Genomic DNA, 21,438 nt, shown 5'->3' on the forward strand with positions numbered 1-21,438 from the left:
CGGGGTCAGCGAGCGGCTTCCTTGGAGACCAGGGCGACCGCCTCGTCCACGTCGTCCGTGACGTGGAACAGCAGCAGGTCCTTCTCCGCCGCCTTGCCCTGTGCGACCAGGGTGTTCTTCAGCCACTCGACCAGTCCGCCCCAGTACGCGCTGCCGAACAGGACGATCGGGAAGCGGGTGACCTTCTGCGTCTGGACCAGGGTCAGCGCCTCGAAGAGCTCGTCGAGGGTGCCGAGGCCGCCGGGCAGGACCACGAAGCCCTGCGCGTACTTGACGAACATCATCTTGCGGACGAAGAAGTAGCGGAAGTTCAGGCCGATGTCGACGTACGGGTTGAGCCCCTGCTCGAAGGGGAGCTCGATGCCGAGGCCGACCGAGATGCCCTTCGCCTCGCAGGCGCCCCGGTTGGCCGCCTCCATGGCGCCGGGCCCGCCGCCGGTGATCACCGCCCAGCCGGCCTCCACCAGGCCGCGTCCCAGGCGTACGCCCGCCTCGTACTCCGGCGAGTCCGGCTTGGTGCGCGCCGAGCCGAAGACGCTGATCGCGGGCGGCAGTTCGGCCAGCGTGCCGAAGCCCTCGATGAACTCCGACTGGATGCGCAGGACGCGCCAGGGGTCGGTGTGCACCCAGTCCGAGGGGCCGCCGGCGTCGAGCAGCCGCTGGTCGGTCGTGCTCGCCGTGACCTGTCCCCGCCTGCGGAGGACCGGACCCAGGCGCTGCTCGTCCGGCGGCACCTTCTTGCCTTCTGGGTTCCCGGTGGCCATGTGCGCTCCCTCCGCTTGCGGGGTGTTTCCACCTCAGCGTAGATCTACGCGGGTTACGGACGGGGGACGTGCGCATGTCCGCGGTGCAGCGGCCCCGGCACGGCGGTCACCGGGTCAGGCGGTCAGCCACGCCCGCAGGCGCTCCTCACCGGCCAGGATCTTCGCCGTTTCGACCCGTTCGTCCCGCTTGTGCGCCAAGTGCGGATTGCCGGGGCCGTAGTTGACCGCGGGGATGCCGAGGGAGGAGAAGCGCGACACGTCCGTCCAGCCGTACTTGGGCTGCGGAGTGCCGCCCACCGCCTCGATGAAGGCCGCCGCGGCCGGGTGGCCGAGGCCCGGCAGGGCCGCGCCGCTGTGGTCGTCCACCACGAACTCCGTCACGCCGCAGTCCGCGAAGACCTCGCGGACGTGGGCGATCGCCTCCTCCTCCGTACGGTCGGGCGCGTAGCGGAAGTTGACCGTGACCACGCACTCGTCGGGGATGACGTTGCCGGCCACGCCGCCCGAGATGCCCACCGCGTTCAGGCCCTCCCGGTACTCCAGGCCGTCGATCACCGGGTAGCGCGGTTCGTACGACGCGAGGCGGGCCAGGATCGGCGCGGCCGCGTGGATCGCGTTGGAGCCCATCCAGCTGCGCGCCGAGTGCGCCCGCTCCCCCGTGGTCTTCAGCAGCACCCGCAGGGTGCCCTGGCAGCCGCCCTCGACCTCGCCGTCCGACGGCTCCAGCAGCACCGCGAAGTCTCCCTGGAGCCAGTCCGGCCGGGCCTCGGCGACGTGCTTGAGGCCGTTGAGCTCCGCCGCCACCTCCTCGTTGTCGTAGAAGACGAAGGTCAGGTCGCGGTTGGGGGCCGGCACCGTCGCCGCGATGCGCAACTGCACCGCCACGCCCGACTTCATGTCGCACGTGCCGCAGCCCCACAGGACGCCGTCCGCGTCCAGCCGCGAGGGGACGTTGCCGGCGATCGGCACCGTGTCGATGTGCCCGGCCAGGACGACCCGCTCCGGGCGGCCGAGGTCCGTGCGCGCGACGACGTTGTTGCCGTACCGCTCGACCGTCAGGTGCGGAAGGGCACGCAGGGCGCCCTCGATCGCGTCGGCGAGCGGCTTCTCCGTGCCGCTCTCGGAGGGGAGGTCGACGAGCTGCGCGGTGAGCTCGGCAGCGTCCAGGGTGAGGTCAAGTGCGGTGTCGGCCATGCCGTCGACCCTAACCCGCCACCGCGCGGCCCCACCGCCCCCATCGGGCGCATGGGTCACGACGGCCTCCGCTACCTTGTACGGCGTGCCAGAGCCGTCTCCCTCCCCCAAACGCCGTGGCCGCTTCCTCCGGTTCGGAGCGGCCCTCGTGGTCCTCCTCGCGCTCGCGGGCTACCTCGCGGTGCAGTACGTCACCGGCGGCAGAGGCGCGCCGGGCTGCCGGGTCGTCTCGGACGGGGACGGCAAGGCGGCCTACGACTTCACCCCGGAGCAGGCGGTGAACGCGGCGACCATCGCCGCCGTGGGCACCGGGCGCGGCATGCCGGAGCGGGCGGTGACCATCGCGCTGGCCACGGCGCTGCAGGAGTCGGGCCTGCGCAACATCGAGCACGGCGACCGCGATTCGCTCGGCCTGTTCCAGCAGCGGCCCTCGCAGGGCTGGGGCACCGAGAAGCAGATCCTGGACCCGACGTACGCGGCGGGCGCCTTCTACCAGCACCTGGCCAAGGTGCCCGACTACACCAAGCTGCCGCTCACGGTGGCCGCGCAGCGCGTGCAGCGCAGCGGCTTCCCGGAGGCGTACGCCAAGCACGAGCCGGACGCCGAGCTGCTCTCCGCCGCCCTCACCGGCAACGCGGCCGCCACGCTGACCTGCGACGGCCGCCCGGCCGCGACGCAGGCGACGGGCCCGGACGGCGTACGGGCCGCACTGGTGCGGGACTTCGGGCGGGACGCGCTGCAGCCCGCCGCGGTCGAGGTGGGCGCCGCCTCCACGCCGGCGCCCGCCTCCACCCCGAGCGCGCGGACCGTCACGCTCCCCGTCGACACGGACACGAGCCCGGCCAAGGGCCGCGGTGTGCGGCAGCGCGGCTGGCAGCTCGCGCACTGGGCCGTGGCCAACGCCTCGGCGCTGCACATCGAGCGGGTGCAGTACGGCGGCCGCGAGTGGGTCGCCGGGAACACCGACAGCCGGTGGCGCCCGCTCGCCGCGGGGAGCGGCGCCGGCGGGGCCCAGCGGACCGCGGGCGCGGTACGCATCGTCACTGCGCAGTAGTACGGTCCGTCACCCGCACGGGTTAGGTGTGGCATACCCGGCCCCTGATGTGGGCAGGTTTTCGCGCCCTCACCCCAGCAACCGTAAAAGCCCTTGAAAACAAAGGGGCGTAAGGATTCCGCAGACTTTCGGACCGTGCGCATTTTGCCCGTTTTTATCCGCAGCCGATTATGCGACGCATTGCCAACTCTTTACGTTGGGGCGCCGCAACCTTCGAGCCCTTCGAGCGGTAACTACTGCGTCCGAGACCGGACGATCAACCTCCATCGAAGGAGCACCATGTCCCTCCCCCTGACCCGTCGGATCGCCCGTGCCGCGCTGCTCGTCGCAGCGGGAGCGGCTGCCGGGGTCGGCGCGGCCGGCGCGGCGAGCGCGGCAAGCGCTGCCCCCCAGCTCCCCGCCACCCCGAACGTCGGTGGCCTGACCGCGCTGGACGGGGCAAGCGTCGGCAACACCGTCGACGGCGCGGCGCAGAACGTCACCGGGATCGCGGGCGACGCCGGCGCCAACGCCGTGAAGAAGGCGGTGCCGAACGCGGGCAAGACCGGTGGCAGCGTGGCCAAGAAGGCGGCCCCGGCCGCGCAGAAGGCGGCGGGCAGCGCGGCCGGCTCCGTCGGCGAGATCGTCGGTGTCACCACCCAGTCGGCGACCAAGGACGGCGGCCTGCCGACCGACTCGCTGACCAAGGGCGGCCTGCCGGCTCCCGCCACCCTGCCGGTGAAGGGCCTGCCGATCGGCGGCTGACATCCTGTACGGCGAAGGGGCCCGGGATCTCTCCCGGGCCCCTTCGGCGTGTCCACGGCCGCAGCGGGCCGCGCGGCGTCACAGACGCGCGGCCGCCGCCCGCACCCGCTCGTCCGTCGCGGTCAGCGCCACCCGGACGAACCGCTCGCCCGCCGGGCCGTAGAAGTCGCCCGGCGCGACCAGGATGCCGAGCTCGGCCAGGTGGGCCACGGTGTCCCAGCAGGACTCGTCGCGCGTCGCCCACAGGTAGAGGCTGGCCTCGCTGTGCTCGATGCGGAAGCCGTGCCCCTCCAGCGCCGCGCGCAGCGCCGTGCGCCGCGCCGCGTACCGCTCCCGCTGCTCGCGGACGTGGCTGTCGTCGCCCAGGGCCGCCACCACGGCCGCCTGCGTGGGCGCCGGCGTCATCATGCCGCCGTGCTTGCGGATCTCCAGCAGCGGGCCGAGGACCGCCGGGTCGCCGGCCAGGAAGGCCGCGCGGTATCCGGCGAGGTTGGACCGCTTGGAGAGGGAGTGGACGGCCACGATGCCCTCGAGGGAACCGCCGTTGACGTCCGGGTGCAGCACCGAGACCGGGTCGGCCTCCCAGCCGAGCTCCAGGTAGCACTCGTCGGAGAAGACCAGGACGCGGTGCTCGCGGGCCCAGGCGACGATCCGGGTCAGCTCCTCCTTCGGCAGGACCCTGCCGGTGGGATTGGAGGGCGAGTTGAGCCAGAGGAGCTTCAGCCCCTCGGGGTCGAGCGTGGTCGGGTCGTCGTAGACCTCGTACTCCGCGCGGGCCAGACGCGCGCCGACCTCGTACGTCGGGTACGCCAGCCGCGGGTACGCCACCCGGTCGCCGGGGCCGAGGCCCAGCTGCGTCGGGAGCCAGGCGACGAGCTCCTTGGAGCCGACGATCGGCAGCACGTGCCGGTGGGTGACCCCGCGGGCGCCGAGCCGGCGCTCGACCCAGCCGGTGATCGCGTCGCGCAGCGCCGGGGTGCCCCACACCGTCGGATAGCCCGGGGAGTCCGCCGCGTCGATCAGGGCCTTCTGGACCAGGTCGGGAACGGGGTCGACCGGGGTGCCGACGGAGAGGTCGACGATGCCGTCCGGATGCGCGGCGGCCGTCTTCTTGTACGGCTCCAGCTTGTCCCAGGGGAAGGTGGGCAGGCGTTCGGAGACTGCGGACACGGGATCTGGCTCACTTTCTGGTACGGCAACGGGCCCTCGCACGGCAAACGCCTCGGCCCCGTACGGCGATCGAGGCGATGCGGCCGTACGGGACCGAGGCGGCGCGGTGTGCGGGCCGCCTGCTGATTACTCGGCCTGCGGCGGCAGCGCGGCGATGAAGGGGTGGTCCCGCTCGATCAGGCCCAGCTTGCTGGCGCCGCCGGGGGAGCCGAGCTCGTCGAAGAACTCGACGTTCGCCTTGTAGTAGTCCTTCCACTCCTCCGGAGTGTCGTCCTCGTAGAAGATCGCCTCGACCGGGCAGACCGGTTCACAGGCACCGCAGTCGACGCATTCGTCCGGGTGGATGTACAAGGACCGCTGGCCCTCGTAGATGCAGTCGACCGGGCACTCCTCGATGCACGCCTTGTCCTTGACGTCGACACAAGGCTGCGCGATGACGTAGGTCACGCTGTCGTTCCTCCTCGATTGGGCGCCGGCGGGCCTCCGTAGGCTCCGCCGCCTGGCGCGCGGGAGCGCGGCGTCGTCGATGCCCGCCCCTAGTATCTCCGTTCTTGGGCATGATCCGAACAGGAGGGGTGAACTGACCTGTGGAAATCTCGGCCAAAGGACGTCTCGAGGTCCGAATCACCGCTGCTGACGTGGGGAAACGGGTCTCCGTCCGGTGCTTGATCGAATCACCGGTCCCGGAGGAGAAGTTCACCGACACGGTGGGTGTTCTCACATCATGGGACGACGGTGTGCTGCTGATCACACGGAAGGACGGCGAAAGCGTCCGCATCGCGGAATCCGCGCTGGTCGCGGGGAAGGTCGTGCCCGCGGCCCCGGCGCGGCGCCGCGGACCCGCCGCCTCCTACGAGGAGCTCGCCCGGGTCTCCTCGCGCGCGTGGCGGCCGGTGGAGAGCGAACGGCTCGGCGAGTGGGAGCTGCGGGCCGCGTCCGGGTTCACCCGGCGCGCCAATTCCGTACTGCCGCTGGGCGACCCGGGACTGCCGCTCGACGAGGCGCTGAGCGCCGTACGGCGCTGGTACGGCGAGCGCGGGCTGCCCGCCTACGTCCAGACCGCGACCGGCGCCGAGGGCACGCAGGAGCTGCTGTGCGCGGAGCTGGAGCGGCGCGGGTGGGTGCGCGAGGTGAGCGCGGGGCTGTGGACCGGGGCGCTCGCGCCGGTCGCCGACCGGGCCGGCGGCCCGGAGGTCGCGCTGTCCCGGGCCGCCGACGAGGCGTGGCTCGCGCGCTATCAGCGCAAGGGCGTGAGCGAGGTGGCGCTGCGGGTGCTGGGCAGCGGTCCGTCGGTGTGGTTCGCGACGGTTCCCGGTGACGGCGCGCCCGCGGCGATCGGGCGGTGCGTGGTGGACGGGCGGTGGGCGTCCTTCGCCGCCGTCGAGGTGGATCCCGCGTTCCGGCGCCGCGGCCTCGCCACCACCGTGATGGCGGCGCTGGCCGGGCGGGCGCTGGACGAGGGCGCCTCGGCCGCCTGGCTCCAGGTCGAGACGGACAACGCGGGGGCGCAGGCGCTGTACGCCGGGATGGGCTTCGCCGCGCACCACGCGTACCACCACTACCGGGAACCGGCGGCTCCCGGCAGCGGCCAGTAGTACCGATCGCCGTGAGAGGGCACGAGCCTGCTATGCGTCCCCCATACCCCCCTTCGCCCGAGCGGTCCGCCGAGCTGCGGCGGCGGTTCGCCGAGGAGGCGCGGTCCGAGCGGCCGGATCTGTCGCAGCTGTGCCTGCTGGTGGGCGCGGAGGCGGACGGGGCCCTGGACGAGGCGGGCATCGACGCCGCGCAGATGGAGCTGGACCGGCTGGCGGGGCAGCTGCCGTTCCGGCCCGGCGGGCCGATGTCGTGGGCGACGGCGCTGCACCATCTGCTCGGCGCGCGGGAGGGGTTCTGCGGCTCCCCGGCCGACTACCAGCGCCTGGAGTCCTCGCTGCTGCACGAGGTGCTGCGGCGGCGGCGCGGGCTGCCGATCCTGCTGTCGGTGGTGTGGGTTGAGGTCGCGCGGCGGGCCGGGGCGCCGGTCTACGGGGTCGCCCTGCCGGGGCACTTCGTGGTCGGCTTCGGCCCCGAGGACGCGCAGGTGCTGGTCGATCCCTTCGACGGGGGGCGGGTGCTCACCGGGGGCGACGCGGAGGTGCTGGTGGCCGGGGCGACGGGGGCGCCGCTGGACCGGTCGATGCTGGTGCCGGCGGCGCCTCTGGAGGTGGTGTCGCGCATCCTGAACAACATCCGCGCGTGGGCGGCGGCCCGGCCCGAGCGGTCGGACGTGGCGTTGTGGGCGGTGGAGTTGTCGCTGCTGCTGCCGTCGCATCCGGCGCGGCTGCGCTACGAGCGGGCGCATCTGCTCGTGCAGCGGGGGGATTTTCTGCGGGGGGCCGCCGAGCTGGAGGCGTACGCGGACGTGGTCGCCGCGGCGGACGAGGCGGCGGCGGAGCGGGTGCGGGGGCAGGCGCGGGTCGCTCGCGCGATGCTCAACTGAGTGCACGCGCTCGCCATGGGGGTTCGCGTGGTGCGGCCGGTGCGGGTGTGTTGTGGCCGGTCGCGCAGTTCCCCGCGCCCCTGAGGGAGTTGCAGTCGGCCCGAGTCCGCTTCGCCATGGGGGTTCGCGTGGTGGGGTCGGTGCGGGTGTGTTGTGGCCGGTCGCGCAGTTCGCCGCGCCGCTGAGGGGGCTACAGCCAGCCCTTTTCGCGGGCTGTGCGGACTGCTTCTGCTCGGTTTCTGACTGCCAGTTTCTGGATCGCCGTGGAGAGGTAGTTGCGGACCGTGCCCTGGGAGAGGTGCAGGGTCGCGGCGAGTTCGGCGTTGGTGGAGCCGTCGGCCGCCGCGCGGAGGATCTCGCGTTCGCGGTCGGTGAGGGGGTTGGCGCCCTCCGCGAGGGCCGCCGCCGCCAGCGTGGGGTCGATGACCCGCTCCCCCGCCAGCACCTTGCGTACCGCTTCGGCGAGTTGGGCGGCCGGGGCGTCCTTGACCAGGAACGCGTCGGCGCCCGCCTCCATGGCACTGCGGAGGTAGCCGGGCCGCCCGAAGGTGGTGAGCACGACCAGCTTCACCGCGGGCAGCGCCCGGCGGACCTGGGCCGCCGCCTCGATGCCGGTGCAGCCCGGCATCTCGATGTCCAGCAGGGCCACGTCCACGCCGTGCTCGCGCACGGCCGCCAGTACCGCGTCGCCGCGCGCCACTTGGGCCACGACCTCGATGTCGTCCTCGAGTCCGAGGAGGGCTGCCAGGGCCTCGCGGACCATCGACTGGTCCTCGGCGAGCAGAACCTTGATCGTAGGACTCATGCACCGGATCCTACGGCCGGCGGGTCGCCCGCGGGCACGCGGGCGACCAGCCGGAACCCGCTTCTGGTCCGGCCCGCCTCCAGCGTGCCGCCCGCCTTCTCCAGGCGCTCGGTCAGACCCGTCAGGCCGTTTCCGGGGCCCTTGCCCGAACCGCCGGATCCGTTGTCCTCGACGGAGAGTTCGAGCATGTACCCGTCCAGCGTCTGCCGCCTGAGCACCTCCACGGCGCAGCGCCCGGCACCGCTGTGCCGTACGACATTGGTGACCGCCTCGCGCAGCGCCCAGGCCAGTGCCGCCTCGCTCTCCTCGGGGACGCCGGCGAGGTCCGGTTCGTCGGGCACCTCGGCGACGATGCCGGCCGCCGTGAGAGCGACCTGGGTGCCGGCGATCTCCGCGGCCAGCCGCGGGCGGCGGTAGCCGGTGACGGCCTCGCGGACGTCCACCAGGGCCTGGCGGCTGACCTGTTCGATGTCGGCGACCTGCTGGGCCGCCTTGTCCGGATGGTCGGGGAGCATCCGGCCCGCGAGCTCGCTCTTCAGCGTGATCAGCGACAGCGAGTGGCCGAGCAGGTCGTGCAGGTCCCGGGCGAGGCGCAACCGCTCCTCGTTGGCGGCCAGTTGGGCGACGGTGGCACGCGCCTTGCGCAACTCGACGGTCGTACGCACCAGTTGCTTGACGCCGGTCATGGCGAAGCCCAGGAGGACGACCACCAGGACCAGGCTCCAGTCGAACTTGGACTCGGTCAGGCCCACCAGGACCATCGCGAGCGAGTTCAGCCCGATCGCCCAGTACGCCGCCCGGATCGGGAGGGTGGCGCCGCAGGCGACGGAGACGTAGACGAACAGGCCGATCCAGGCGTAGCCGAGGGTGAGGCCCAGGACGACGGCGAGCGTGCCGAGGAACACCACCAGGACGGCGACGCTCCGGCCGGAGAACGGCCGGCCCATGTTCCGGAAGACCAGCGTCAGGTAGACGCCGGTGAAGGACACCAGGGCCAGCCAGCCGGCCGACGTCACCGCGGCCGAGTGCTCGCCCGAGGTCAGGTCCTGCACGGGCGCCCCGAGGAAGATCAGCCAGGGCAGGATCCAGACCAGTTTGCGCAGGGCCTCGCCCCGGTCGCGGGGCGGCTGGCCCACCCTGATCGAATTCTCGGCCCGGCATTCCTCGGGCAGCTCGTCATCCGTCATCGTGCTCACGCCTTCAGCGTGTCCTTCCGGTACAGCCAGGCCGCGCCGCCCGCGAAGAGCAGGAAGAAGACGACGAGGATGGCGACGTCCTTGGTGTGCGGGGCCTGGCTCTGCTCGATGGCCTGCCCGAGGGCAGCGTACGCGTGCGTGGGCAGCCACTTCGCGATGTCCTGGAGCCACTGGGGGAACGAGGTGGAGGGGAACCACAGGCCGCCGAGGATCGACAGGCCGAAGTAGGTGATCATCGTGATCGGGCGGACCGCGTCGCCGGAGGCGATGTAGCCGATGGCGACACCGAGGGCGGCGAAGACCAGGCTGCCGGCCCAGATCGCGCCGGTGAGGGCGAGCCACTGCCAGGCGTCCAGGCGTACGTCCTTGACGGCGGCGGCGACCAGGAAGACGACCACGATGGAGGGCAGGCTGACCACGGCGGCGCTGGCGGTCTTGGCGAGGACGTAGCCGCGTCCGGGCAGCGTGGTCAGCCGCAGCTGCCGTACCCAGCCGCTCTCGCGCTCCTTGGCGATGCGCTCGCTGTTGCCCATGAGGACCGCGGTCAGGGCGCCGAAGGAGGCCATGGAGACCATGACGTACTTGGCGACGCTCAGGCCGGTGCCCTGGACGTTGCCCGACTGGTTGGCGACGAGCAGGAAGATCACCGACGGGTAGATGACCGAGAAGAACAGGAACTTGCGGTTGCGCAGGGCCCGGGTGAGCTCCAGCTTGATCAGGCTGTTCATGACGTCTTGGACTCCTCGGCGGTGGTGATGGCGACGAAGGCCTGCTCCAGACCGAGGCCGGCGACTTCGAGGTTGCGGGGGTAGACGCCGAGTCCGTAGAGCGCGTGCACGGTCGCGTCGGCGTCGGTGGACTGCATCCGGACGGTCTGCCCGGAGATGTCGACCGAGGTCAGGAACGGGAGGCCGCGCAGCGGCGCCTCGTCGATCGGCCCCTCCAGGTCGAAGGCCACCCTGCGGGCGCCGGCCTTCGCCTTGATCTCGGCGGCGGTGCCGTCGGCGAGCAGCCGTCCCCGGTGCAGGACGAGCACCCGGTCGGCGATGGCGTCGGCCTCTTCGAGGTAGTGGGTCGCGAACAGCACGGTGCGGCCCTGGTCGGCCTGCTCGCGCATGGTGGCCCAGAACGCCTGGCGGGCGGAGACGTCCATGCCGGTGGTGGGCTCGTCCAGGACGATCAGGTCGCTGTCGCCGGCGGTGGCGAGGGCGAAGCGGACGCGCTGGGCCTGGCCGCCGGAGAGCTTGTTGACCTTGCGGTCGGCGATCTGGGTGATACCGGCGCGGGCGAGGACGTCGGCGGCCTTGTAGGGCTTCGGGTGCAGGTCGCAGGCGAGCTTGACCAGCTCGGCGACGGTGACCTCGTCCATCAGCCCGCCGCTCTGCAGCATGGCGCCCACGCGCCCGGCCACGATGGCCTCGCGGGGGCTGGTGCCGAAGACGCTGACCGTGCCGCTGTCGGCGTGCTTCAGCCCGAGCAGCAGATCGAGCGTGGTCGACTTGCCGGCCCCGTTGGGCCCGAGCAGCGCCACGGTCTCCCCCGGGTGCAGCGTGAGCGTCAGCCCGTCCACGGCGCGGACGCTCCCGTACACCTTGCTCACCTGCTCGAACCCGACCACGGGCGCGGTGGTCGCTGTCACTGTCGTCGTCATGTGATCCATGGTGTCCGCGGGCGACGGAGCGCGGCAGTGTCGGCCGTCCGCAGTGCCGGATGACAGATGTCATGCGCCGGGCATGACCGACGGCGAGAGGGCACCCGGCGTGTGCCGGGTGCCCTCTCGTCGTGCCGTGGTGTGCCGTGCGTCAGCTGGGGTTGGTCTTGATGATCCCGACCCGGTTCGACGTGCTCAGCAGGGCCTGGCGCAGGGCGCCGTAGACGTCCTGGGGCGTGACGGCCGTCTTCTTGCCGGTGCCCCGGGTGATCAGGACGCCGTCGAACTGGCCGCCGTAGAGCTCCTTGAGCGCGGCGAGGTCCGGCTTGTCGACGAGCTTGCCGTTGACGGCCTGGACCCGGAGGAACTTCCACAGGGACTTCTGCGGGCTCATCGGCAGCGAGATGCCCGTGTCCGTCTTGACCGTGACGAGCCCCGACATCGCGGGCTCGGCGAAGGCCTTCATCTCCCGGTCGACCTCGGCGTTGGAGACCGTCGGCTGCTGGGTCGTCGTCGCGACCTGGACCGCGGGGGCGGAGCCGGTCTCCACCTGGGTGCGGTAGGCCGCCGTCACGGCGTCCGTGGACCGGGTGACGTCGATGCCCTTGCCCGCCTTGCCGTATATCGGCACGGCCTTGCCGGACTTGAACTGGATCGAGCCCTCGACCATCGAGCCGGAGCCGCCCGAGGTGGCCGTCAGGGCGGCGGCCAGCTTCTCCTCGTCGACGGGCATGACCGGGTCGACGACGCGGTGGTTGCCGAACAGGGAGCCGATGACGGAGACCGGGTTGTAGTCGCTCTCCGCGGCCGCGGCGACCGTGGCCTGCTCGTCCAGCTGGAGCCCGGCCTGGTCGGGCTTGAGCGCGACCGTCTTGCCGCCGACCGACAGCTTCAGCGGCTTGTTCACGTTGCCGCCGAAGGCCTCGTCGAGCTTCTTGACGGCGTCGTCCCGGGTGCCGCCGCCGATGTCCACGCCGAGCACGGTGGTGCCCTTCGGCACGTCGGAGTGGTTCATCAGCAGCCCGGCGCCGTAGGCGAGACCGGCGACGACGACCACACCGGTGCCGACCAGCACCAGCTTGCTGCGCCCCTTCTTCTGCTTCTTGGGGGCGGAGGCGGACGGCACGTTCTGGGCCACCGGCTCGGGGAGCTTGGGGGGCGTGTGCGGCAGCGGGCCCTCGCTCGGGGCGCCGGGTCCGAACGGCGAGTTCGAGCCCGGCGGCACGACCGGGATGCCGCTGGTGACGGTCTGTCCGGAGACGTTGTCGGGCGCCGGGTAGCCCTGCGCACCCGGTTCGGGGGCCGGCTTCTGCGGGGTGAGGATCGCGGTGTCGTCGCTCAGGCCGCCGCCGGGGCCGAGGCCGGCGCCGTGCGGGGCGCCCATGCCGCCGGGGGGCGGGGCCAGGTGGCCGTCGCCGGTGACCGGTCCGCCGGTCGGGCCCGCGGGGCCCTGTCCGCCGTCCGGGCCGCCGGGGCCGTTCGGGCCGTTGAAGCCGCTCGCGCCGCCGGCCGCGCCGTAGGGGTCCTGGCCGTTCGGCCCGCCCTGGGCGCCGCGCTCGCCGTCCGCGAAGTACGGCAGGTCGTCCCGGCGCGGCTCGCCGCCGGGACGCGCGCCGAGCGGTCCCGCGGCCAGCGCCTCGGTGACGTCGAAGGAACCGGTGCCGCCGCCGTGGCCGGGGGCCACCGGCCCGCCGGTCGCTCCGGGCAGGCCCGCGCCGTTCGTGCCGCCGGGGCGCGAGGCACCCGGCACGCTCATGGAGCCGACCACGCCGCCGGGACGGCCGGTGCCCGGACGCGGGGCGCCGGGAACGGCACCGGCGCCGGGAGCCCCGGCACCCGCGGCCGGTGTGCCCGGTGCGGTGGGTGCGGCCGGTGCGCCCGAACCGCCCGGAAGACCGGCCCCGTTGGTCCCGCCGCCGCCCTGACCGCCCTTGGGGGCCCCGGACTTGCGGGGGGCGAACCAGTCGCTGGTCTTCTCCTCGGCGGGCGGTGCGGGCTCGGCCGGAGGCTCGACGGCGCCCATGGGCCGGGTCGCCTGCGGCGGCGGCGGAAGCTCGGTCTCCCCGGTCTCCTCCGGGGAGGCGGTGTCCGTGACAGGGGTACGCACGACGACCGGCGGAATGGGCCGCGATCCGGGGATGTTGATCCGGATCCGGGTCGTCAGCGTGGTCTCGGTCTTGCGCTCCTCCGGCTGCGCGGCCGGTCGGCCCGCGTCCGCACCGGCGTCGGAAGCCGTGGGCGTCCCGTACGGCGGCGTGCCCGACGGGTATGCGGCTCCGCCGCGCCCGTTGGGCCCGGAGGACGGAGTGTCAGTTTCACGACTCAAGGCAGGTTCTCCCGGTTGGCTCCGCCGCCCGACACAACCTCACGGGCGGCTCGGCGGCGCGCACCACCATACTGGCCACTTCTGACGCGTATCCCATGACCGCCGGGGAAACCCACACGGGACTCGCACGCTCGGTTAATGGCGAAGTGGTACGTCACTTGCCAAGTCGGACGTCACGGCCCCCTGGTTGCCACCCCTGACCAAGGGTGGCGCAGATCACAGCCACAGCCATACCGCCGAGCAGGAAGAGGTACGAGCCGCCTCCCGCGCCGAACAGGAAGTCACCCTCGGGCCGGCTGGCGGTGAGCAGGATGACGGCGATCAGCCAGCCGGCGGCGGGCGCGATCGAGCCGCCCCGGCCCCGCGTGGCCAGCCCGCCGCCGAGGCACAGGCCCGCCTCGCCCGCGAGCGCGAGCAGCAGCCCGCCCGGGAACCAGGCGCCCTGCAGCAGCGATCCGGCCACGCCGACGGCGAGGCCGAGCACGAAGAGGCCCAGGTACAGCAGGACCCGCCCGGCGGACGGCGGCTGCAGTGGCTGGGTGAGCAGTGAGCCTCGCTGGTTCATGACGCCTCCCGCGCGCCGGCGCCGGCCTCGAGCCCGGCGAAGAGGTCGCTCTCCCGCGCCGCGCCGGCCTCGCCGCGCACCAACTCGTAGTACTCGGTGGTGAACAGGGGCTGGGCCAGCTCGTTGGAGAGCGCGAACCAGTCGCCCGCGACCTCGATCTGGGTGGCGTGCGCGCGCATCGCGGCGGCCTTGGCGGCGGCGTGCGCACCGCCGGCGATCTCGGCGGTGACGCGGCCGTCGGGCACGACGCCCGGCACGTCGCCGACGACGGCGGCCGCGGAGAAGGGCAGAGCGGGCAGTTCCTCCGCAAGCCGGGCGAAGGCCTCCTTCGCCACGGACTCGGGCACCCGGTTCCAGTACACCTTGGGGATGTCCCAGCCCGCCGCGGCGGCCAGTTCGGCGGCGCGCATGGCGACGCGGTGGGCCTGGATGTGGTCGGGGTGGCCGTAGCCGCCGTTGTCGTCGTAGGTGACGAGGACCTGGGGGCGCACCTCCAGGATCACCTCGACGAGGTGTCCGGCCGCCTCGTCGAGGTCCGCCTGCCAGAAGCAGTCCGGGTCGTCGTTGTCGGCCAGGCCCATCATCCCGGAGTCGCCGTAGCGGCCCGGGCCGCCGAGCTGACGGAAGTCCTCGACGCCGAGCGCCGCCATGGCCTCGGTGAGCTCGCGCAGCCGGTGCTCGCCCAGTGCCGCGCCGGTGAGGTGCCGCAGCTCGGGCGGGATGACCTCGCCGCGCTCGCCGAGGGTGCAGGTGACCAGGGTGACGCGGGCGCCCGCGGCCGCGTAGGCGGCCATGGTCGCGCCGTTGTTGATCGACTCGTCGTCCGGGTGCGCGTGCACCAGAAGCAGACGCCGGGTGGGCTGTTCCGTCATGGAGCCCACCCTACGAGGCCGGGGGCCAGCGCCCCCGCTCACCCGCCCTGTCGCGGGACGTCCGTCAGAACTTGATGCTGCCGATCATTCCGGCGATGTTCGTCGTCAGCTCGTTGATGGTGGGCGCGATGGTCGAGGACGCGAGATAGAACCCGAGCAGCATGCAGACGATGGCATGCCCCGCCTTCAGTCCTGACTTCTTGATGAGCAGGAAGACGACGATCGCCAGCAGCACCACCGCCGAAATCGAGAGTGCCACGGCGGTTCACCTCCAAAGGTCCCAGCAGTGGGGGATCGGACTGTGGGGGCAGATAAATCCACGCAACAACCAGCAGGTTCATACCCACCATGCGCCAGTGATCATAACTATCCGGACGCGCGCATCGATCGGCGCACGGCCGCACAAGGGGGCGCATGGCCAATATGGTCGGAGCATGACGACGAGGTCCGACTCCTTCCCCCGCAGGCACGCACGCACCCAGCGGTTCACGCTCGGTGCGCCGCGTGCTTTCACCGTGGCGCCCGACGGCGCGCGTGTCGTGTTCCTGCGCTCCACCTCCGGTACGGACAGGGCGAGTTCCCTGTGGGTGCTCGACCCGGCGCAGGGTCAGGAGCGCGTGGCGGCCGACCCGCGCGCCCTGCTGGGCGGCGCCGACGAGGACCTGCCGCCCGAGGAGCGGGCGCGCCGCGAGCGCAGCCGCGAGGGCGGCGCCGGGATCGTCGGCTACGCCACCGACGCGACCGTCGAGTTGGCGTCTTTCGCCTTGTCAGGGCGGCTTTTCGCGGCCGAGCTGCGGGCCGGCACGGCACGCGAACTCCCTGCCGCCGGGCCGGTGATCGACCCGCGCCCCTCGCCCGACGGCCGGCACGTGGCGTACGTGGCGCACCGGGCGCTGCGGGTGGTCAGCGCCGAGGGCAAGGACGAGCGGGCGCTCGCGGAGCCGGAGTCGGCGGAGGTCACCTACGGGCTGGCCGAGTTCATCGCGGCCGAGGAGATGGGCCGCTCACGAGGTTTTTGGTGGTCGCCCGACTCGGAGCGGCTGCTGGTCGCGCGGGTGGACGAGGCGCCGGTTCAGCGCTGGTGGATCTCCGACCCGGCGCGGCCCGAACGTGATCCACAGCACGTGCCCTACCCGGCGGCGGGCACCGACAACGCGGACGTACGGCTGTTCGTGATCGGCCTGGACGGGGAGCGCACCGAGGTCGTCTGGGACCGGGCGCGTTATCCGTATCTGGCCCATGTGCACTGGTCGGACGCGGGTGCGCCGCTGCTGCTCGTCCAGGCGCGCGACCAGCGCAGCCAGCTCTTCCTGGCCGTGTCGCCGGAGACGGGCGAGACCCGGCTGGTGCACGCGGACGAAGATCGAGTTTGGCTTGATCTTTTCCCCGGGGTGCCCTGCTGGAGCCCGTCGGGGAACCTCGTGCGGATCGCCGACGAGGGCGGCGCACGCGTCCTCGCGGTGGGTGAACGCCCGCTGACCGGACCGCAGTTGCACGTCCGTGCGGTGCTGGACGTGGGGCCGCACGACGTGCTGGTCTCGGCGTCGGCGGGCGCCGAGGCCGACGCCCCGGAGATCGGCGAGGTGCACGTGTATCGGGTCAACGAGCTCGGGCTGGAGCGCGTCTCGCAGGAGCCCGGTGTGCACGCGGCCGTGCGCGCCGGGGGCGTGACCGTGCTGGTGTCCGCCTCGGTCGACCGGCCGGGCAGCCGGGTCCGGGTGCTGTGCGACGGCAACCAGACGGCGACCATCACCTCGTACGCCGAAGATCCCGGTATGTCCCCGCGCGTGACCCTCACCGAGGGGGGCGCACGGCGCATCCCGTGCGCCGTGTTGCTCCCCCGTGACCACGACGGCCGGACCCCGCTGCCCGTCCTCATGGATCCCTACGGCGGCCCGCACGGACAGCGGGTGGTCGCCGCGCACAATCCGCACCTGACCTCGCAGTGGTTCGCCGACCAGGGCTTCGCGGTCGTCGTCGCCGACGGCCGCGGCACCCCGGGCCGCTCCCCGGCCTGGGAGAAGGCGGTCCGCGACGACCTCGCGGCGGTCGTCCTGGAGGACCAGGTGGACGCGCTGCGGGCGCTCGCCGGCGACTTCCCCCTGGACCTGGACCGGGTCGCCATCCGCGGCTGGTCCTTCGGCGGCTATCTGGCGGCGCTCGGGGCGCTGCGCCGCCCGGACGTCTTCCACGCGGCGGTGGTGGGCGCCCCGGTCACCGACCTGCGCCTGTACGACACCCACTACCAGGAGCGCTACCTCGGCCACCCGGGCGAGCAGCCGGAGGTCTACCGGCGCAACTCGCTGATCGACGACGCCGGTCTGGTGGACGCCGCCGAGCCGCACCGACCGATGATGGTCATCCACGGCTTCGCCGACGACAACGTGGTGGTCGCCCACTCCCTGCGGCTGTCCTCGGCCCTGCTCGCGGCCGGCCGGCCGCACGAGGTGCTGCCGCTGTCCGGCGTCACGCACATGACCCCGCAGGAGTCGGTCGCCGAGAACCTGCTGCTGCTGCAACTGGACTTCCTGCGGCGGTCGTTGGGCCTGGCGTAGCACGGCAGCGGGCCGGGGCGACATGGCGCGCCCCGGCCCGCTTACGGCACCCGCACGGCCGTACGCTCCAAAGACTGGCGCGTCCGTATATCGGAGGCGGGTCGGCGAAGTTGCCTGCGTGTTACTCCTCCTGCGGCTCCTGTTCCTCCAGTTGCTCCCCCTGCTCCTCCGGCGGTACGACCTGCTTCTCCTCCGCGAAGTGGCAGGCCGAGTCGTGGGCGGTGGGGCCGGTCTCGTACCGGAACACGGCGGGCACCGCGAGCTCCGGCACCTCCATCTCGCAGCGCTCCTGCGCCTTCCAGCAGCGGGTGCGGAAGCGGCAGCCGGAGGGGACGTTCGTCGGGGAGGGCACGTCGCCCGCCAGGATGATCCGCTCCCGGTGCTCGCGCGCCTCCGGGTCGGGCACCGGCACGGCGGACAGCAGCGCCTGGGTGTACGGGTGTGTCGGGTGGTCGTAGATCTCGCTGTCGCGGCCGGTCTCCACGATCCGGCCGAGGTACATCACCCCGACCCGGTCCGAGATGTGCCGGACGATCGACAGGTCGTGCGCGATGAAGACGTAGCTCAGCTCGAACTCGCTCTGCAGCCGGTCCAGGAGGTTGATCACCTGGGCCTGGACGGAGACGTCGAGCGCGGAGACCGGCTCGTCGGCGACGATGATCTCCGGGCGCAGGGCCAGCCCGCGCGCGATGCCGATGCGCTGGCGCTGGCCGCCGGAGAACTGGTGCGGATAGCGGTTGATGTACTCGGGGTTGAGCCCCACGACGTCCAGCAGCTCCTGGACCCTCGCACGCCGGTCGCCCTTCGGGGCCACCTCGGGATGGATCTCGTACGGCTCCCCGATGATGTCGCCCACCGTCATACGGGGGTTGAGCGAGGTGTACGGGTCCTGGAAGACCATCTGGATGTTGCGGCGGACCGAGCGCAGGGCCTTGCCGGAGAGCTTGGCGATGTCCTCGCCCTTGTACCGGATCCGGCCGGCCGTCGGCTTCTCCAGGTTGACCAGCATCTTGGCGACCGTCGACTTGCCGCAGCCGGACTCGCCGACGATGCCGAGGGTTTCGCCCCGGCCGAGTTCGAAGTCCACGCCGTCGACGGCCTTCACGGCGCCGACCTGCTTCTTGAAGAGGATGCCCTGGGTGAGCGGATAGTGCTTGACCAGCCCGCTGACCTCCAGAATCGCCTCAGCCATGCAGGCACTCCCTCCAGAAGTGGCAGGCGCTGCGCCGGTCCTCGTCCACCTCGGCGAGAGGCGGTTCGTCGGTGCGGCACACGTCCTGGGCCATCGGGCAGCGGGGGTTGAAGGCGCAGCCGGGCGGGATGTTCATGAGGTTGGGCGGCAGGCCCTTGATGGCGTAGAGCTCCTCGCCCTTCTGGTCCAGGCGCGGGATCGACTCCAGCAGGCCCTTGGTGTACGGGTGCGCGGGGGCCTTGTAGATGTCGTGCACGGGCGCCGACTCCACGATCCGCCCGGCATACATCACGGCGATCTTGTCGGCGACGTCGGCGACCACGCCCAGGTCGTGCGTGATGAGGATGAGCCCCATGTTGTACTCGCGCTGCAACTCGGCGAGCAGGTCCATGACCTGGGCCTGGACGGTGACGTCCAGGGCGGTGGTGGGCTCGTCGGCGATGATGAGGGCGGGTTCCAGGGCGAGGGCCATCGCGATCATGATGCGCTGGCGCATGCCGCCGCTGAACTGGTGCGGGTAGTCCTTGACGCGCTCCTTGGCCGCCGGGATGCGCACCCGCTCCATCAGCTCCACGGCCTTGGCCCGCGCGTCCTTCTTCGACGCCCCCCGGTGCACGACGAACATCTCGCCGAGCTGGTCGCCCACGGGGAGCACGGGGTTGAGGGAGGAGAGCGCGTCCTGGAAGATCATGGCCATCTCGGCCCCGCGCACCTTGCGCCGCTCGTCCTCCTTCAGCTTCAGCAGGTCCCGGCCCTGGAAGAGGATCTCGCCCCCGGTGATCCTCCCGGGCGGGATGTCGAGGATGCCCATGACCGCCTGCGCGGTGACCGACTTCCCCGACCCGGACTCGCCGAGCACCGCGAGGGTCTCCCCCGCGTCCACGCTGTAGTCCACTCCGTTGACGGCCTTGGCCACCCCGTCCCGGGTCCGGAACTCCACGTGCAGGTCCCGCACTTCGAGCAGCAAGGCCATCACCTCAGCTTCGGGTCGAGGGCGTCCCGCACCGCGTCGCCCAGCATGATGAAGGCGAGGACCGTGATGGCGAGGGCGCCGGCCGGCCACAGCAGCATGTGGGGGGCGTTGCGGATGTAGGGGGAGGCGGCGGAGATGTCGATGCCCCAGCTGACGGTGGGGGGTTTGAGGCCGACGCCGAGGTAGGACAGGGTCGCCTCCAGCGCGATGTACGTGCCGAGCGCGATGGTCGCCACCACGATCACCGGGGCGACCGCGTTGGGCGCGATGTGCCGCAGCAGGATGCGGGAGTTGGAGGCGCCGAGGGCCCGGGCGGCCTGGACGTAGTCGTTCTGCTTGGCGGTGATGACCGAGCCGCGGGCGATGCGGTAGACCTGCGTCCAGCCGAGCAGCACGATGAACCCGATGACGGGCCAGATCGTGTTGCTGGTCACCACCGAGAGCAGGACGAGACCGCCGAGCACGACCGGGATCGCGAAGAAGATGTCGGTGATCCGGGACATCAGCGAGTCCCAGCCCCGGCCGTAGTACCCGGCGAGCCCGCCCAGCACCGAACCGAGGATCGCGACACCGATCGTGGACAGGACGCCGACGCTGATGGAGATGCGGGTGCCGTAGACCGTGCGCGTGTAGACGTCGCAGCCCTGGCCGTCGTAGCCGAAGGGGTGGCCGGGCTGCGAGCCCTCCTGGGCCTTGGAGAGGTCGCACTTGAGGGGGTTGCCGGAGGCGATCAGCGACGGCCAGATGGAGATGACGACCAGGAAGAGGATCACGAGTCCCGAGATGATGAAGACGGGATTGCGGCGCAGGTCCCGCCAGGCGTCGGACCACAGGGAGCGCGGCTTGCCGGCGGGGCCCGTGCCCTCCGGTCCCCCGGGCGTGCGCTCCAGCGTCTCCGCCTCGGTCACCGCGAGGTCCATCGCGCCACCCGTGCCCGCGGAGGAGATGACGCCCTCGGACTCGTACTGCTCAGGCATAGCGGATCCTCGGGTCGAGTACGGCGTACAGGAGGTCGACGAGCAGGTTGGCCACCAGGAAGACGAGGACGAGGACGGTCACGAAGCCGACGACGGTCTGCGTGTTCTGCCGCAGGATGCCCTGGTAGAGCTGGTAGCCGACGCCGTGGATGTTGAAGATCCGCTCGGTGACGATCGCGCCGCCCATCAGCGCCCCGATGTCCGTGCCGATGAAGGTGACCACGGGGATCAGCGAGTTGCGCAGCAGATGCCGGACGATCACCCGCTGCCGCGGCAGCCCCTTGGCGACGGCCGTGCGGACGTAGTCGGAGCGCCGGTTCTCCGCGATGGAGGTGCGGGTCAGCCGGGTCACGTAGGCGAGCGAGACCGAGGCCAGCACCAGGCCCGGCACGATCAGCTCGCCGAACGTCGCGTCCGTGGAGACCGACGGTTTGATCCAGCCCCACTCGACGCCGAGCAGCAGTTGCAGCAGCAGGCCGGTGACGAAGGTGGGCACGGAGATGACGACGAGGGTCAGCAGCAGCACCGAGGTGTCCACGGGGTGCCCGCGCTTGAGCCCCGTCACGACACCGAGCGTGATCCCGATGACGATCTCGAAGAGGATCGCGACGATGGTGAGCCGGATGGTCACGGGGAACGCCGTCGCCATCAGCTCGGTGACCTTCTGCCCGTTGAACGCGGTGCCGAAGTCGCCGGTGAAGACGTTCCCCATGTACGTCAGGTATTGCTGCCAGACCGGCTTGTCGAGGCCGAACTCCTTCTTCAGCTGGGCGGCCGTGGCCGGGTCGCACTGCCGCTCGCCGCACAGGCCCGCGATGGGGTCGCCCATCACGTTGACCATCAGGAAGATCAGCAGGGTGGCCCCGATGAACACCGGGATCATCTGGATCAGACGCCGGACCACGTACCTGCCCATGCCGG

Annotated in this window: 21 protein-coding genes; 5 read left to right on the forward strand and 16 right to left on the reverse strand. The window is 72.2% G+C overall.

Annotated features, from left to right (window positions below):
• Window positions 1–5: 5 nt before the first annotated feature.
• Both ACFU97_RS04275 and dapE read right to left on the reverse strand, forming a co-directional pair.
• Window positions 6–764, reverse strand: coding sequence for a TIGR00730 family Rossman fold protein (locus tag ACFU97_RS04275; RefSeq protein ID WP_384250625.1), 759 nt, complete (start codon window positions 762–764; stop codon window positions 6–8).
• Window positions 765–878: 114 nt separating this feature from the next.
• The gene (gene dapE / locus ACFU97_RS04280; RefSeq protein ID WP_384250627.1) at window positions 879–1,958 is read right to left on the reverse strand and encodes a succinyl-diaminopimelate desuccinylase; all 1,080 of its coding nucleotides are present in this window, start codon (window positions 1,956–1,958) and stop codon (window positions 879–881) included.
• 85 nt (window positions 1,959–2,043) lie between these two features.
• Here dapE and ACFU97_RS04285 point away from each other — a divergent pair, with 85 nt between their 5' ends.
• Together ACFU97_RS04285 and ACFU97_RS04290 are read left to right on the forward strand one after the other, a co-directional pair.
• Complete coding sequence (locus tag ACFU97_RS04285) at window positions 2,044–3,012, forward strand: heavy metal transporter (RefSeq protein ID WP_384250629.1); 969 nt, start codon at window positions 2,044–2,046, stop codon at window positions 3,010–3,012.
• A gap of 279 nt (window positions 3,013–3,291) precedes the next feature.
• Window positions 3,292–3,756 carry an ATP-binding protein gene (locus ACFU97_RS04290; RefSeq protein WP_384250631.1) on the forward strand — a complete coding sequence of 155 codons (465 nt, stop codon included), beginning with the start codon at window positions 3,292–3,294 and terminating at the stop codon, window positions 3,754–3,756.
• Between the two features lie 78 nt (window positions 3,757–3,834).
• Here the strand turns inward: ACFU97_RS04290 and ACFU97_RS04295 are convergent, their stop codons facing one another.
• The gene (locus ACFU97_RS04295) at window positions 3,835–4,926 is read right to left on the reverse strand and encodes a bifunctional succinyldiaminopimelate transaminase/glutamate-prephenate aminotransferase (RefSeq protein ID WP_384250632.1); all 1,092 of its coding nucleotides are present in this window, start codon (window positions 4,924–4,926) and stop codon (window positions 3,835–3,837) included.
• A gap of 126 nt (window positions 4,927–5,052) precedes the next feature.
• Entirely contained in the window at window positions 5,053–5,373 is a 321-nt protein-coding gene (gene fdxA / locus ACFU97_RS04300; RefSeq protein WP_030929316.1) for a ferredoxin, read from the reverse strand.
• A 140-nt stretch (window positions 5,374–5,513) separates the two neighbouring features.
• Between fdxA and ACFU97_RS04305 the strand changes: the two genes are divergently transcribed.
• Both ACFU97_RS04305 and ACFU97_RS04310 read left to right on the forward strand, forming a co-directional pair.
• Entirely contained in the window at window positions 5,514–6,521 is a 1,008-nt protein-coding gene (locus tag ACFU97_RS04305; RefSeq protein ID WP_384250634.1) for a GNAT family N-acetyltransferase, read from the forward strand.
• 32 nt (window positions 6,522–6,553) lie between these two features.
• The gene (locus ACFU97_RS04310) at window positions 6,554–7,405 is read left to right on the forward strand and encodes a transglutaminase-like domain-containing protein (RefSeq protein ID WP_384250637.1); all 852 of its coding nucleotides are present in this window, start codon (window positions 6,554–6,556) and stop codon (window positions 7,403–7,405) included.
• Between the two features lie 190 nt (window positions 7,406–7,595).
• Here ACFU97_RS04310 and ACFU97_RS04315 read toward each other — a convergent pair whose 3' ends face one another.
• The 8 genes from ACFU97_RS04315 to ACFU97_RS04350 form a co-directional block, all read right to left on the reverse strand.
• Entirely contained in the window at window positions 7,596–8,210 is a 615-nt protein-coding gene (locus ACFU97_RS04315) for a response regulator (protein ID WP_384250640.1), read from the reverse strand.
• Complete coding sequence (locus ACFU97_RS04320) at window positions 8,207–9,397, reverse strand: sensor histidine kinase (RefSeq protein WP_384251123.1); 1,191 nt, start codon at window positions 9,395–9,397, stop codon at window positions 8,207–8,209. The genes ACFU97_RS04315 and ACFU97_RS04320 overlap by 4 nt, the downstream gene beginning before the upstream one ends.
• Window positions 9,398–9,402: 5 nt before the next feature.
• Entirely contained in the window at window positions 9,403–10,134 is a 732-nt protein-coding gene (locus ACFU97_RS04325) for an ABC transporter permease (RefSeq protein ID WP_384250642.1), read from the reverse strand.
• Window positions 10,131–11,057 carry an ABC transporter ATP-binding protein gene (locus ACFU97_RS04330; RefSeq protein WP_384250644.1) on the reverse strand — a complete coding sequence of 309 codons (927 nt, stop codon included), beginning with the start codon at window positions 11,055–11,057 and terminating at the stop codon, window positions 10,131–10,133. The genes ACFU97_RS04325 and ACFU97_RS04330 overlap by 4 nt, the downstream gene beginning before the upstream one ends.
• 151 nt (window positions 11,058–11,208) lie before the next feature.
• Window positions 11,209–13,383 (reverse strand): hypothetical protein, encoded by a 2,175-nt coding sequence (locus ACFU97_RS04335; RefSeq protein WP_384250647.1) that lies wholly within the window; start codon window positions 13,381–13,383, stop codon window positions 11,209–11,211.
• Between the two features lie 154 nt (window positions 13,384–13,537).
• Window positions 13,538–13,948: a DUF6113 family protein gene (locus tag ACFU97_RS04340; protein ID WP_384250650.1), complete on the reverse strand. Its 411-nt coding sequence runs from the start codon at window positions 13,946–13,948 to the stop codon at window positions 13,538–13,540.
• Window positions 13,945–14,820, reverse strand: a complete 876-nt coding sequence (mshB, locus tag ACFU97_RS04345; protein WP_384250652.1) for an N-acetyl-1-D-myo-inositol-2-amino-2-deoxy-alpha-D-glucopyranoside deacetylase — start codon at window positions 14,818–14,820, stop codon at window positions 13,945–13,947. The genes ACFU97_RS04340 and mshB overlap by 4 nt, the downstream gene beginning before the upstream one ends.
• Window positions 14,821–14,884: 64 nt before the next feature.
• Entirely contained in the window at window positions 14,885–15,079 is a 195-nt protein-coding gene (locus ACFU97_RS04350; RefSeq protein WP_384250654.1) for a hypothetical protein, read from the reverse strand.
• A gap of 175 nt (window positions 15,080–15,254) precedes the next feature.
• Here ACFU97_RS04350 and ACFU97_RS04355 point away from each other — a divergent pair, with 175 nt between their 5' ends.
• On the forward strand, window positions 15,255–17,375 hold the full coding sequence (locus ACFU97_RS04355) for a prolyl oligopeptidase family serine peptidase (RefSeq protein WP_384250656.1): 2,121 nt from the start codon (window positions 15,255–15,257) through the stop codon (window positions 17,373–17,375).
• A gap of 121 nt (window positions 17,376–17,496) precedes the next feature.
• On the opposite strand, the gene ACFU97_RS04360 is transcribed toward ACFU97_RS04355, so the two are convergent.
• From ACFU97_RS04360 to ACFU97_RS04375, 4 genes are read right to left on the reverse strand one after another with little or no spacing between them, the layout of a single operon-like run.
• Window positions 17,497–18,567 (reverse strand): ABC transporter ATP-binding protein, encoded by a 1,071-nt coding sequence (locus ACFU97_RS04360; RefSeq protein ID WP_384250659.1) that lies wholly within the window; start codon window positions 18,565–18,567, stop codon window positions 17,497–17,499.
• Window positions 18,560–19,534, reverse strand: coding sequence for an ABC transporter ATP-binding protein (locus ACFU97_RS04365; RefSeq protein WP_384251126.1), 975 nt, complete (start codon window positions 19,532–19,534; stop codon window positions 18,560–18,562). The genes ACFU97_RS04360 and ACFU97_RS04365 overlap by 8 nt, the downstream gene beginning before the upstream one ends.
• A gap of 5 nt (window positions 19,535–19,539) precedes the next feature.
• Window positions 19,540–20,517 (reverse strand): ABC transporter permease, encoded by a 978-nt coding sequence (locus ACFU97_RS04370; protein ID WP_384250661.1) that lies wholly within the window; start codon window positions 20,515–20,517, stop codon window positions 19,540–19,542.
• On the reverse strand, window positions 20,510–21,433 hold the full coding sequence (locus tag ACFU97_RS04375) for an ABC transporter permease (protein ID WP_384250663.1): 924 nt from the start codon (window positions 21,431–21,433) through the stop codon (window positions 20,510–20,512). The genes ACFU97_RS04370 and ACFU97_RS04375 overlap by 8 nt, the downstream gene beginning before the upstream one ends.
• Between the last annotated feature and the right edge of the window lie 5 nt (window positions 21,434–21,438).

It is taken from the genome of Streptomyces sp. NPDC057616, assembly GCF_042800575.1.
Classification (GTDB): domain Bacteria; phylum Actinomycetota; class Actinomycetes; order Streptomycetales; family Streptomycetaceae; genus Streptomyces.